Source organism: Archangium violaceum (assembly GCF_016859125.1).
Classification (GTDB): Bacteria; Myxococcota; Myxococcia; order Myxococcales; family Myxococcaceae; genus Archangium; species Archangium violaceum_A.
Genome location: NZ_CP069338.1, coordinates 11,010,223 through 11,022,806, shown reverse-complemented (window position 1 = coordinate 11,022,806; position 12,584 = coordinate 11,010,223). Strand labels below are relative to the sequence as shown.

The following is a 12,584-nucleotide window of genomic DNA, read 5'->3' as shown; positions in this document are numbered from 1 at the left end:
GTGACAGCGGTCACTTCTTGAGGCCTCGGAGCTGGTGACTGCCGTCATCCCCTGGTGACTGTTGTCACCACCTCCGGGACCCCACGGGGCGCTCAGACGAAGAGCAGCTCGACGGCCTGGAGCCGCAGGAGCTGGCGCGCCAGTTCCTGCACCTGCTCCACCTCGGCCTGTCCCAGGAGCTTGCGGCTCGCATTCTTCAGGTCCGTGGAGGCGAGCAGGAGGAGCTGGCACAGCTGCCGGTTGGTGAGCCGGGGATTGAGGCGGCGCAGGTGGGCGACGAGCGTGCCGAGCTGGGGCACCGTCAGGCCGGCGACCATGACCTGTTGGGTCGAGCCCTCCTCGGCGCTGAGCCCCACCGCGAGCAGCCGCGGATCCACCAGCAGCGACTGGGAGAAGTCCTTCTCGTGGGCGATCCCGAGCCGGGCGAGCTCGGCCAGCAGGGGTCCGGTGTCGTGGCCCGGCACGATGGGCAGCACGTTCACCGCCTCATAGCGCTGGAGCACCGCCTCGTACTGCTGCCGTATCTCCTGGCCCGGGCGGCTGGCCTGGAAGTCGACGAAGGCCTGGTGTACCTCGGCCATCACCGCCTGCAGCAGCGAGGCCTCATCCAGTGCCGGATCGAGGCCCAACATCCGCGCCAGGTGGGCCCGGCCCTCGGCGGTGGCACCCGGCTCCTTCCACAGCTCGTGGGTGATGGAGCTCTCGCTGAGCACCAGGCTCAGGTTGACGACGCCCAAACGGCCGGGATTCTTGAGGAATTGGCTCAGCCGGGCGTGGACGTCCTTCATGCCGGCGAGGAGACGATCCATCACCGCGGCGCGCAGCTTCGCGCGGCTCTCCAGGGCCTGGCGCTCGGCGCCGGAGTCCTCGCGGCCCACCACCTTCCGCTCCCGGGAGAGCTCGGGCGCCGCCGCCATGGACGCCGCGCGCTGAGGGACACCCTGGCCTTGCTGGGGGGGAGGAAGGGGCGCCTCTCCCTGGATGAGCTCAAGCCGGGCCCGGGCCTGGGGCTCGTTCTTGTCCGGCATCCCGTCGAATCCACCCGCCCGCGCTCCGACGGAGCCGCCCGCCTCCATTCCCTCCTGGCGCTGCGCGCCCCTGGCCCCGCCGCTCTTGCCCGCTCCACCGGACTTCGCCGAGGAGGAGCCCCCGGCCGAGGAGGACTTGCCGCCGGATTCGGACTTCGAGGACTCCCGCCGTGGCTGCTCCTGGGGTCCGCGAACCGACGCGCCCGGCCGTGGAATCATCGCCTGTGCCTGTGCCAACCGGACGCTCATGAGGGATGCCCTTTACGTGGTGAGTACGGCATCCGGTCATTGCACGGGGTGTGCCAGCCGGCGGGGGCTGATCGCCTACTTGTCCGCCTCGCGGGCCTCGGCCTTGCCCGCTTTCGGGCGCCCGGCCTCCGGCTTCTTCTCCTCCTTCAGCGTGCCCAGGCTCGTGCTCCACCACTCCGGGCAGAAGATCAGGAAGAGGCCGCCAAACGCCAGCATGCCCAGTAACGACACCACGAGGACTTCTTCCATTCGTTCCTCCGTACCGCGGTTCTCGATATCAAATCCAAAAAAGAGGGGGCGCCCAAAGAGGGAGGACAGCCTGTCCAGGACGAACAGGCTGTCCGGAGCCCCTATTCAGGAGGTGGAGGCCTGGCAGGCTTCTCGCAGGGTCACGAGGGCGCGGACGTCATGGGCCTTGAGGTCGATGTGCTCGAGGGTGTCTCGGAGCAGTTCGGTCTCGAGGGGAGCCATTGCTGTTCGCCGCCAGAGCGACCGGTGGAACGTCCCGGGGGGGCCTTGACAACCCGGCGTGTCAGGGGTCGACGCAGGTGAAGCTGTCGGCCGAGTTGATGTCTCCGGTGCCCTTGTACCTGGGATAGCGCGGGTACTTGCACAGGGGCCTGGAGAGGACGCTCTCACCTGTCTGGGGATCGAGCTTCGTCGCCACCAGCTTCGCCTGCGAAGGAGCAACGCCCTTCTCGACCCAGTTCTCCAGGGCGGTGAGCAGATCCACCGTGTCGGCGCCGGCTCCACCCGCGCAGTGATTGACCCCCGGGGCGGGGAAGTACTCGACGAACGCATCCGCCGCGGCCTGCCCGCCCGCGCTCTGGACCACGCCCTCGTAATACGCCGCTGTTCCCTTCTGGCTGATGGCCGCATCGGTGCCACCGTGCCAGAGAATCAACTTCCCACCGCGCGCCTGGAACCGTCCCAGGTCCGTGCTGTTGGCCGACACCAGCGCGGACATCTCGTTGATCCGTGGCAGCCAGTCGTTGGGCTCGAAGGTCAGCGGGTCGTAGTTCGGATCCCGGGTAATGAGGTATTTGACCAGGCCGCTCCCGAAGAGGCCTCCAGCGGAGGCCGTGGCGTTCCCATTTCCCGTGAACCACGCGGCCCAACCTTCCGGATCGGCCTCTCCTCCGGCGGGCCATCCCGGATAGAGGGTCGTGCCATTGAGGCTCGTGGGGGAGTAGATCGTCTTCGCGGAGGCCACCTGCTCGGCCGTCAGACAGTCATTCTGCTCGGCCCCGGCGCATTGGAGGACAGCGGGATCGAACTGGCAGGCCGCGGGATGGGAGATGATGCCGTCCGCGACGCCATCCTTCGCATCACACGCATCGAGGACCGCCTTGCCCAGGACCTGGAGCTTCGCGGAGGGAAGACTGGCACCGGGCCTCATGAGCTGCCGGGTGTTCCGGTTGTGGGCAATCAGCAACTCCACGAAGTCGTAGGCGGGGGCCCGGGCGATGATTCCATCGAAGTCCTCCGGCCACCGCTGCGCTTCGATCAGCGCCTCACGGCCGCCATTGGAGCACCCCTCGAACCAGGTCTTCGCGGAGCTCTTGCCGTAATTCTCCTGGATGATCGCTTTCGCGATGGGAAGCACGCGGTGGATGGAGAGGTACGCGTAGTCGTCGAGCTTCTGGGGATCCAGGGCGAAGGAGGCGTCCAGGACATCACCCGTATGTCCGCCATTGGAGGCGATGGCGGCATAGCCTTTCGCCGTGTAGACGTCCGTGCTGGGAATGGAGCCGTCGAAGCCGCCGCCTCCGGCGTAGACCGTCTTCTCGTTCCACTCAGAGGGCAGACGCACCTCGAAGTCGAGGGCGGGCGGAAGCGTGCCCGTGACCTTGCAGTACTCGGGCAACTGGCCGGATGCGGCGACGAGCTCGGCCCCGGTGATTCGTGCCTCCTCGAGGGTCCTTCCACGGAAGCTCTCGCACCGGGACTGGGGCGCCGGCTCGGGAGTGGTACTGCATCCTCCGAGCGTGAGCAGCAATGCCGCCGCCGAAATACTCCAGGGAATCGTGTAGCGCACAGGGGAAGTGGATGTCATGACATTGTCTCCTTCGCGCGGCTCGTCAGCCATTCGCGCAGCACTCCGACTACCAGGGCGTGGTCCTCCTCCTGCACGAGTCCTGACACCGTGATGCTTCCGACACAGCCGGTGCCCCGTAGCAACAGAGGGAAGCTTCCGCCATGGTCCGCGTACTCGGCCGGATCGATGTGTGGCTTGTCGGACAGGCTCGTTCCCTTGGCGGCGTAGTAGCGGCCCATGTAGTACGAGCTGTGCCAGAAACGGCTCACGGTGTTCTTCTTGCGCCGTACCCAATCATGGTTGTCGGGGCGGCTACCAGGGAGGGCGCACTGCAGGACGGTGAGCCCCGCGAGCGTCACGTCGATCACCACGGGCAGCCGGTCGCGCCGGGCCCGATCGAGCAACTTCAAACCCAGCGTGAGTGCATCCTCCTGACTCAGCTGATCGAACTGCAATTCGGATTCTTCCGCCAGCAACTGCTCGAGAGCTCCGGACACGATTCCTCCTGGGGCGCTCAGGATAGGGGTAAAGGCGCCGAGGCATGGACCGCTTTTGTCGCGAGAGCGGGTAACGTTCGGCCCGGCTCACGTCACTCCCGGCTCGAGGAATCGCGGACATGCGCAGGCGCATCATCGTGGCAATGGTCCTGGTGGGAGTGGGACTCGCGCTTCTCTGGTTCTCACATTCCGGAGGGCCACGTGCCACGGAGGGCAATGCCGGGGAAGTCTCGGCCGCGCGGCCGCGGGGGCCGGTGTCGCAGCCGGAGGAGCCCGGGCAGGTGGGCGCGCGGGGCCATGCGAACGCGAGCGGCACGCCGTCCCTGGCCCAGGCCCCCACCGGAGTGGACGGGATTCTGGAGGTGGAGGTGCTCGCGGGCGAGCGGCCGTGGCCCGGCGCCAACGTCCGGCTCTACTGGCACGCGGAGGGAGCGCCCCTCCGCGGGGACAACGCCTGGCGCCTGGCGGGCTCTGGCACCACGGATGAGCGAGGACGTGTCCGGCTCGCGGCACGGCCTGGCGCCTATCTGGTGGCGGTGCGCGCCAGGGGCCATGCACCCCTGCTGCGCGACGTGGTGCGTCCCCATGGAGAGGCGCGGACGACCCTGCGTCTCATGCTGGAGAAAGGCCACTCCCTTTCCGGCCACACGGTGGTGCACGGCACGAATGAACCGCTGCCGTTGGTGGAGCTCGTCTTCACGGCCCACGGTCGCCAGCAGGAGCCCTGGCCGCGCGCCGAAGCTCCCGCCGAGGAGCGCGTGTACGTCACGAGTGACGAAAGGGGGAACTTCCAGGTGGACGGGCTCGCCCCCGGTGGCTACCTGCTGGAGGCCCGGACGCCAGGGCACGCGCGAGCGGTACTGAGCCACGTGGAGGTGCCCGCGGAGGGGCCGCTGACGGTGTCGCTCCGGGGGGCGGGCGTCATCGAGGGTTTCGTCGTGGACGCGCGGGGCCGCCCGGCGGCGGACGCCGAGGTGATGGTGCGTGGAGACCCGGCCCAGGTGGTCACCACCGGCGCGGAGGGGGGCTTTTCCGTCGAGGTGGAGCCCGGAGCTCACACCCTCTCCGCGCGGCGCGGCGAGGAAGCGGGCTCGCTGGACTCGCCGGTCGTCGTGAACGCGGGAAGGACGGTGCGCGACGTGCGGATACGGCTCGGCCAGGGGGGGGTGCTGGAGGGCCGCGTGGTGGAGCGGGCCTCGGGGGGCCCGGTGGTGGGCGCCCGCGTCGAGGTCGGCCCCCAGGGTGGCTCAGGGGACTCCGGCCGCGCCCTCACGGACGGCGAGGGCCACTTCTCGGTGGGTGGGCTCGCTCCTGGCAGCTACGACGTGAGGGTGAGCGCCTCGGGCTTCTCGCCGACGCTGCGGCGCGGACTGACGGTGACCTCGGGCGAGCGCTTCCCCGTCAGTCTCGTGCTCGAGGGCACCGGCTCGGTGGAGGGCTTCGTGCGGGATGGGGCCGGACGGCCGGTGCCGGGCGCGCGGGTGATGGGCGTCAACCGTTGGGACGGTGGCGCGGACACCTCTCCGGTCGAGTCTCGTACCGATGCACGGGGACACTACCGGCTCCAGGGACTCGCCGTGGGCCGCATGTATCTCACCGCCCGCCGGGAGGGCTCGACGCTGGGGGTCCGCCAGCCAGTGGAGGTGATGGAGATTGGCACGGCCCGGGTGGACTTCACGCTGGAGGGGACGGGCACCGTGGAGGGCGTGGTGCGAGCGATCCGGGGTCCGCTCCCCTCCGAGCCGCTGGATGTGACGGCCCTCGCGCAGGGGGGGCTCGGCTCCGGCGCGCCGGACATCGGCCGGGTCGAGGTCGGGACGAATGGAAGCTTCCGGATGGAGCTCCCGCCGGGAACCTACGGTCTGCTGCTCACGGCGCGCCGGGGCCTCGGCTCCGGCGGACAGCAACAGGTCCAGGTGGAGGAGGGGAGGACGGTGCGGGTCGAGCTGACCTGGGAGGAGAAGCACGGCGCGAATGAGATCCGGGGCATCGTCCTCGAGCCGGACGGCACACCCTCTCCAGGGGCCTTCGTCACCCTGGCCTCCGGGGATGGCCGGGGTGTTCCGTGGATGATGGCTCCCGCGGATGACGAGGGCCGTTTCGCCATCGGTGCCCCGCGTGTGGCGGACGCGGCCACGCGCGGCCTGAATGTGAGCGCGCGCAATGGCGGGCGCGCGAGCGAGGTGCGGCGCGTGAAGCCCGGCGAGCAGGAGGTGGTGGTGAAGCTGCGGCCCGCGGCTTCGATCCGGGGCAGGGTGGTGGGGACTGGCGAGCCCGTGAGGGGCTTCACCCTCGGCCTCCAGGTCCAGGAGGGATTCCTGCCCCAGGGCCATGGCCCCTGGGAGTTCCCGGGAGATCGCTTCGAGCTGAGGGAAGTACCGGCCGAGCCCCTGAAGCTGGTGGTGCGGACGGCGGACGGCTCGAGCGGCGAGGCCCTGGTCTCCCCCGGCACCGGTTCGACGGCCGAGGTGGAGATTCCCCTGCGGGCCACGGCGGTCGTGCAGGGGCGGGTGGTGGATGCGACCACGAAGGCCCCTCTGGCCGGTGTGCTCGTCTTCATCGAAGGGGAGGTGCCCTTGAAGCCCGACGACGGGACGAGCGCCGATGGACGGTTCTTCGTCGGGGGCGTGCGCGCGGGCGAACGAATCCTGGTCATCATCGGGGGGCAGTCCAGGGTACGCGCGAGCCGTCCGGTGAAGCTGAAGGAGGGCGAAGTGCTCGACGTGGGGGACATCCCGCTGGGGGCCGGATCCGTACCTCCGTGAATGTCCCCTCTCCCTCTGGGAGAGGGCTAGGGTGAGGGTATGTCCCTCCCAATGTGGTCCCCTGGGAATCGGGACATGGGGCGATCCTGGACGAGGTGAGCACAGCCACGGTGACGACTACCCTCACCCCCCGCCCTCTCCCAGAGGGAGAGGGAGCTTGCGTCGCCAACCGGGTGGGCAGCCGTCACGCAAGACGCCGGCCACTGCCACCGCGCAGGCGAAGCTGGTCGTCATGGGCGCCTCGCACCAGCTTCCTCCCATGTAGAGCTTCACCCCGCGCTCCCGCACGACATGGTCGACCTTCACCTCGGAGCCAACCCTGTCCATGAGCGTTGGATCCCCCACCGCCACCACCGACTCCAACTGCGCGGGCAGCGTGGGCACTCCACCCGCGGCGCAAGCGATGATGGCCCCCCGCGCCACCGCGCGATCGATCACCTCGCGCATCGGAGCTTCCAGCGCACGATGGGTCGTGCCGAGGCTCAGGTTGAGCAACTCCACGCCCACCTCGTCGAGCATCCACCGCAAGGCCTCCACGAGGCACAGCGAGTACCCACGCACCTCCTGGTCGAAGATGCGTGCCACGTAGAGCTCGACGTCCGGCCAGGGGCGGACCCGGTCATAGAGGATGCTCAGGACGGCGGTGCCGTGTCCGTGCTCGTCTTGCAGGTCCAACTCTCGCGCTCCGTCCCGCCACGCCTCCAGCTCGTCCCGGTCATAGCTGCGCGTCTCCAGCACCTGCGCGTCCAGGTCGAGCGTGAAGCGAGCCCCACCCGCGAGGCCGAGCGCATGCTCGCGCAGGAACTTCACCTCCACACCGCTGTCGATGATCCCCACCTTCATGGGGCCGCTCCTTCGGACCCCAGGGGTGTCCACAGCCCGAGCTGCCGAGCCACATAGGCGCCCAGGGTCATCGACTCCATCCGCGTCGCGCCCTCTGCCTGGACGGGCACGTCCAGCCGGACGAAAGAGCCCGCGAGGAGCAGCGCCGTGCAGAGCCCTCCGACGAGCAGGGCCGTGAGCATGCCGATCCGCTTCACGACGAAGACGCCCGGATGATCGGGATCCTCCAACAACGGAAGCCGAGGGGGGCTCGGAAGCTCGATGAGGCGCGGGGGCTCGTTCGCCATGACAGGTCGCTCCAGGGCGCCGCGCTAGGCGGCATCCGCCTCACCCACGCCCGCGCGATACAGACGCTGGTAGGGGACACAGCGCGCCAGCAGCTCCGGATGAGACCCCTGGCCCACCAGCTGGCCTCCGGCGAGCATCCACACCTCATCGGCCAGCGGCGCGTTGGCCAGCCGATGGGTGATGAACAGCACCGTCTGTCTCCGCTCTCGAGCCCGTGCGAGAAGCCCGCGGACGACGGCGGCCTCGGTCTCCACGTCGAGCTGGGAGGTGGCCTCGTCCAGCAGAAGCACTGGCGCGTCGCGCAGCACCGCCCGAGCTAGCGCCAGGCGTTGCCGCTGTCCACCGGAGATGCTCGCTCCCGCCTCGGCCACCGGGGTGTCGTAGCCCTTTGGCAGCGAGGCGACGAGCGGCTCCAGCCCGCACAGCCGTACCACGCGCTCGACTTCCTCTGCTGGCACGGGCGGAAGGCCCAGGGTGAGGTTCTCGCGCAGGGTGCCGTGGAACAGCTCCACGTCCTGCCACACCACGGCGAGCTGCCGGCGCAACTCGGAGAGCTCCAGCGCACGTGCGTCGCGTCCGTCGTACAGCACGCGCCCACGGCCGGGCTCCTCCAGCCGGGTCAGCAGCCGCGCCAGCGTCGTCTTCCCCGAGCCGCTCGGCCCGACGATGGTCACCACCGCTCCGGGCTCGATGCGCGCGCTCACCTCGCGCAGCACCTCCTCGCCGGGCGAGTACGCGAACGACACGCCCTCCAGCTCCACTCCACCGCGCAGCCGCCTCGAGATGGGGGCCGGTGGACCCAGGGCCTTCGAGGGCTCCTGCTCCGGCGGCTCCTCCAGGTACTCGAAGAAGCGCCGCAGGTGGATGCCACTCCGCTGCATGCTGGTGACGAAGGAGACGACCTCGATCACCGGACCGCGGAGATACGCGGCATAGGCGACGAAGGCCATGTAGCCACCGAGGCTCATCTCTCCCGCGAGGATGAGCCGCCAGCCCAACCACGTGAAGAGCGCGGTCTGGGCCGCCTCCACCGCGCGCTCGAACAGCCGGAGCAGTCCATCCACCCCGTGCGCCCGCAGGTGCGCCCGCAGCAACGACCTCATCTGCTCCGCCGCGCGCTGATACATGAGCGGCTCGAGCGCCAGCACCTTGCTCGTGCGGCTCTGCCGCAAGACCTCCATCTGGAGGGCGTTGATCGACGTGTACGCACCCACCACGTCCTGCCACGCCCGGCCCATGGCGCGCCCGATGACGAGCGGCACCAGCACGACGAGCGGCAGAGTGGCGAGCGCCGCCATCGCCAGCTTCCAGTGGAGGGAAGCCAACGTGAAGGGGATGATCAGCAGGTAGGCGCCCTGCGAGAAGACGAGCCGCACCAGTCCCACCACGAGCGCCAGGCCGGCCTTCGCGTCATCGAAGCGGCTGGTGATCTCCCCCACCTGCCGCTGGGTGAAGAAGCGGTCCGGCAGGTGCTGCACGTGGTTGAAGAGGTAGAGGACTGCGGAGCTCTCCAACTTGATGTTCAAGTAGGACGAGTAGTAGCCCAGCAGCGTCTCCGCGAAGACGGATGCCAGGGCCGCCGCGAAGATGCCCGCCACCAGGACCTCGAGCAGGCCCACGTCCCGCGTGGCGGCGACATGGTCGAACAACAGCTTGGTGAGGTAGGGGGGGACCAGACTGAGGAGGGTGATGACGGGGCCGAGCATCGCGCCACGGGCCAGCGCTCCCCAGGCGGGGCGCAGCAACCGCACGAGCGCGGCGAGGTACCGCGCCGACTGCCCCAGCCCGGGAGAGGACTCCTGCATCGCGCCCACCTTCTCCATCACAGGTGCGAGAGCACGGCCCGAGCGAGCGCGTCCGCTTCCTCGGGGATGGCATGGACACGCAGGCCGGTGTGCTGCTCCAGCCGGTGTCGCGCTCCCTCCAGCACCTCGTCCCGGACGCCCAGGAACCAGGTCTCGGTCCACCGGCTGCCGTGGAGCTTGCGCCCGCCCATCATCGCCAGACCCACCACCGTGCAGGGCACACCGTGCTCCCGGGCCAGCGTCTCCAGGTACTCACGCGTCGCCAGCACATCCTCCGCCTGGGTGTCCACGGAGACGGTCAACACCACCAGCCGAGGCAGGAACGTCTCGTAGATGAGGGTGGAGGCGTTGGCCCGGCGATCACCTCCGGGCGGCGTGTAGAGCAGCCCGTTCTGCCCGCCGGTGATGACCAGCTCGCAGCCCTCGGCCAGCTCCGACATGAGCCGCCGCTCGAACGCCAGACGTTGGGCGGGCTCCACGCGCAACACGCGCGAGTAGCCGGTGTCCGCGCCCAGCAGGATGCCCGTCGGCTCCGTGGAGTGGTGGCGCACGCGCACGTGCCGGGCCAGTGCCTCGCGCAGGTAGAGCTGCGTGGTGAACTTGCCCTGCACCGTGTCCGTGCCGAAGACGCCCAGCAGGTTGCGCGGCCGGTAGTCCACCGGGGCCTGGGAGGCCAGCGCGTCCTGCTCGGGCACGGCCACCCGGTAGAAGAGCGCCGGGTCCACGTCCAGCCCGTCGAACAGGTCGTAATACAGGATGTCGTCGTACAGCGAGACCACCGGCAGCTTCCGGCGCGTGGCCACCTCCAGCAACGCGCGGACGTGAGGCACCTCGGACTCGAAGTTGAGCGAGCAGGTGAAGATCACCGCGCCGAAGTCATGCCGGGTGATGTCCGCCGGATCGCTGCTGACCGGCACGGACATCGCCCCGGCCTGGATGTACGTGCCCGCGTCCTGGAGCGAGACGGTGTCGTCGAAGACGACCACGGGTGGGGCCAGGGCCTGCTCGCGGAAGCGCAGCAGCGCGTACCCTTCCTTGTTGTACTTGAAGACCGCGGCCCGCCGACCCTCGAGCACTCCCATCAGCGCCTCGCGCGTATACGCATGGCGGCTGCGCTGCGAGGGCGCCGTCTTGATCGGCAGACGCTCGTCCCCCTCCCAGATCTCCCCCAGCTTCCGGTAGAGCACCTCCGGGTCGTACTTGGGGTAGGCGCGAGCGTCCTGGGCGATGAGCAGGGGCACGCCGTAGTCCGGCATCTGGAAGGTGTGCTGGCGCTCCGAGCCCTCCACGCGCAGCGCGTAGCGGCCCTGCGGGTGCAGCAGGAAGTACTGGAAGCAGACGCGCAGGCCCTCGACGTCGAGCACCTCGGGCTCGAGGGTGATCTCCCGGCGCCGCTCCATGCGCTCGTCCTCGCGCGACAGCCGGCGAAGCTGGAAGAGCGGCGCGGACCCGTCTCCCGGCTTCATCACGTGGATGAGCAGACACTTGAACGGGTCCACCGGGAAGGCGGCGAGCAGCTCGGGCGTGAAGGAGGGCAGGCGCGAGACGACGTCCGCGTAGCGGGCCAGGAACAGCGAGCGAGCCCGCTCCCGCTGCGTGGGATCCGGCATCATGAAGAGCAGGTCGCTGCCGCCGAGGACCTCGAAGCGGCGCCACAGCTCCAGGGCCTCTTCGCCCACCGGCTCCGGCAGGTGGGCCTCCACGAGCTTGATGAGCGCGTACATCCAGCAGTTGCCCGGCGTCAGCCAGTGCTCGCTGTAGAAGTCCCGTCCCCACGTCGAATAGTAGAGCCGCGGCAGGGGAGGCGGCGGCGATGGCGCGGCGGTGACGGTGCCCTCACGAGGCAGCGAGGGCTGCATCACCCCCTCGAGCCACTCGATGCCCTCGTGCCACCAGTGACCGAACAGCTCGGTGTCGAAGGCCAGCACGAACGTCTGCCCGTCCTGGACGAGCGCACGGCGGGACTCGAGCAGCTCCCAGAACGCGCGCACGTGCTGGGGTACCTGGGCGCGCGCCGCCTCCACGTCATAGAGCGCCTTGTGTCCCAGCCCCACGTCCCGGCCACTCACCGCGTGGTACTTGAGACCCGTCCACACGTGCCCCCGCTTGTGGGCGGGCACGGGCACGCCGAGCTCGTCGAAGTATTCGGGCACGACGTCGAAGCCCACGTCCCGGAAGAACTCGCGGTAGACGGGATGCGCCGGGAAGGTGGACTCGGGTGACTTCCACAGGTGCAGGCCGATCCGGTAGTCGTGGACGAGCACCTCCAGATCCCCGTGGCGGTACACCCCGCTGGGGTCATTTGGCTGATAGGCGCCGATTCCATGCAGGCTCAGCGCGGTGCGACGGACGCCGTGGCGCGTCAGCAGGCGCTCGAGCCCGGGCTGGAAGGCGCACTCCGGCAGCCAGAAGCCGTCCGGCTCTCGCCCGAAGACGGCCTCGAAGTCCTCGACACCCCGAGCCACGAGTCGATCCGCGGTGGCGGGCTCGAAGAAGGGGAGGAAGTTGTGCTGAGGGGAGGACGTCCAGAGCTGCACCCCCGGCAACCGCGAGCGCCCGAGCTGGCCGAGCACATCGCGCAGGCGGTGCTCCCGAAGGAAGGCCAGACTGTCCTCCACGCGCCGCAGGTACATGCCCGAGGTGCGGTGGAGCCGGTGCAGCGCCTCGTCGGTGATCGGCTGGGGGTACTTCTCGTAGCGGTTGTAGAGCTCCAACCGGGAGGTGCGCTCCAGCTCGCGCGTGGCGATGCGCCCCAGCAGTTGCAGGTAGCGCGTGTAGCGCTCCTCGCAGGCGAGGAGCTGCTGCACCAGGCACGGGGTGAAGGACATCACCAGCGTGCCGGAGAAGCGCTGGGGCTCCCAGCGCGACAACATCCGCAAGAGCGGGATGTACGTCTCCGTCAGGGCCTCGAAGAGCCAGTTCTCCGGCTCATCGAAGAGGGGTCCCTCGCTCAGCACCTGGGGCATGTGGGTGTTGAGGAGGAGGACGAGTCTCGTGTTCATTCCGGTGCCGCGGGACGGAGAGCTCCGAGCGAGTGGCGTGACGCCTCAGCGCAGGGTGCAGTCGGCGTT

At 69.5% G+C, this 12,584-nt stretch carries 9 protein-coding genes; 1 reads left to right on the top strand and 8 read right to left on the bottom strand.

Annotated features, from left to right (window positions below; genetic code table 11):
- Positions 1–92: 92 nt before the first annotated feature.
- The 4 genes from JQX13_RS46570 to JQX13_RS46555 all read right to left on the bottom strand — a co-directional run bounded on the left by JQX13_RS46570 (position 93) and on the right by JQX13_RS46555 (position 3,812).
- Positions 93–1,277 (bottom strand): hypothetical protein, encoded by a 1,185-nt coding sequence (locus JQX13_RS46570; RefSeq protein ID WP_203405835.1) that lies wholly within the window; start codon positions 1,275–1,277, stop codon positions 93–95.
- A 75-nt stretch (positions 1,278–1,352) separates the two neighbouring features.
- Positions 1,353–1,526, bottom strand: coding sequence for a hypothetical protein (locus JQX13_RS46565; protein ID WP_203405834.1), 174 nt, complete (start codon positions 1,524–1,526; stop codon positions 1,353–1,355).
- A gap of 283 nt (positions 1,527–1,809) precedes the next feature.
- Positions 1,810–3,333: a tannase/feruloyl esterase family alpha/beta hydrolase gene (locus JQX13_RS46560; RefSeq protein ID WP_203405833.1), complete on the bottom strand. Its 1,524-nt coding sequence runs from the start codon at positions 3,331–3,333 to the stop codon at positions 1,810–1,812.
- Positions 3,330–3,812: a heme-degrading domain-containing protein gene (locus JQX13_RS46555; RefSeq protein WP_203405832.1), complete on the bottom strand. Its 483-nt coding sequence runs from the start codon at positions 3,810–3,812 to the stop codon at positions 3,330–3,332. Before JQX13_RS46555 ends, JQX13_RS46560 begins: the two co-directional genes overlap by 4 nt.
- Positions 3,813–3,931: 119 nt before the next feature.
- Between JQX13_RS46555 and JQX13_RS46550 the strand changes: the two genes are divergently transcribed.
- The gene (locus tag JQX13_RS46550; RefSeq protein WP_203405831.1) at positions 3,932–6,577 is read left to right on the top strand and encodes a carboxypeptidase regulatory-like domain-containing protein; all 2,646 of its coding nucleotides are present in this window, start codon (positions 3,932–3,934) and stop codon (positions 6,575–6,577) included.
- A gap of 123 nt (positions 6,578–6,700) precedes the next feature.
- Here JQX13_RS46550 and JQX13_RS46545 read toward each other — a convergent pair whose 3' ends face one another.
- The 4 genes from JQX13_RS46545 to JQX13_RS46530 are packed head-to-tail and all read right to left on the bottom strand — an operon-like array spanning position 6,701 to position 12,515.
- The gene (locus JQX13_RS46545) at positions 6,701–7,420 is read right to left on the bottom strand and encodes a S8/S53 family peptidase (RefSeq protein WP_203405830.1); all 720 of its coding nucleotides are present in this window, start codon (positions 7,418–7,420) and stop codon (positions 6,701–6,703) included.
- A complete protein-coding gene (locus JQX13_RS46540) occupies positions 7,417–7,707 on the bottom strand; it encodes a hypothetical protein (RefSeq protein WP_203405829.1) in 291 nt (96 codons plus the stop codon). The genes JQX13_RS46545 and JQX13_RS46540 overlap by 4 nt, the downstream gene beginning before the upstream one ends.
- Before the next feature lie 24 nt (positions 7,708–7,731).
- Positions 7,732–9,513 (bottom strand): peptidase domain-containing ABC transporter, encoded by a 1,782-nt coding sequence (locus tag JQX13_RS46535; protein ID WP_203405828.1) that lies wholly within the window; start codon positions 9,511–9,513, stop codon positions 7,732–7,734.
- Between the two features lie 17 nt (positions 9,514–9,530).
- Positions 9,531–12,515 carry a DUF1611 domain-containing protein gene (locus JQX13_RS46530; protein WP_203405827.1) on the bottom strand — a complete coding sequence of 995 codons (2,985 nt, stop codon included), beginning with the start codon at positions 12,513–12,515 and terminating at the stop codon, positions 9,531–9,533.
- Positions 12,516–12,584: the final 69 nt, after the last annotated feature.

Coding starts and splice junctions, on each gene's coding strand:
- JQX13_RS46540 (WP_203405829.1), bottom strand. CDS start 7,707: ATGGCGAACGAGCCCCCGCGCCTCATCGAGCTTCCGAGCCCCCCTCGG.
- JQX13_RS46570 (WP_203405835.1), bottom strand. CDS start 1,277: ATGAGCGTCCGGTTGGCACAGGCACAGGCGATGATTCCACGGCCGGGC.
- JQX13_RS46535 (WP_203405828.1), bottom strand. CDS start 9,513: ATGCAGGAGTCCTCTCCCGGGCTGGGGCAGTCGGCGCGGTACCTCGCC.
- JQX13_RS46560 (WP_203405833.1), bottom strand. CDS start 3,333: ATGACATCCACTTCCCCTGTGCGCTACACGATTCCCTGGAGTATTTCG.
- JQX13_RS46545 (WP_203405830.1), bottom strand. CDS start 7,420: ATGAAGGTGGGGATCATCGACAGCGGTGTGGAGGTGAAGTTCCTGCGC.
- JQX13_RS46530 (WP_203405827.1), bottom strand. CDS start 12,515: ATGAACACGAGACTCGTCCTCCTCCTCAACACCCACATGCCCCAGGTG.
- JQX13_RS46550 (WP_203405831.1), top strand. CDS start 3,932: ATGCGCAGGCGCATCATCGTGGCAATGGTCCTGGTGGGAGTGGGACTC.
- JQX13_RS46565 (WP_203405834.1), bottom strand. CDS start 1,526: ATGGAAGAAGTCCTCGTGGTGTCGTTACTGGGCATGCTGGCGTTTGGC.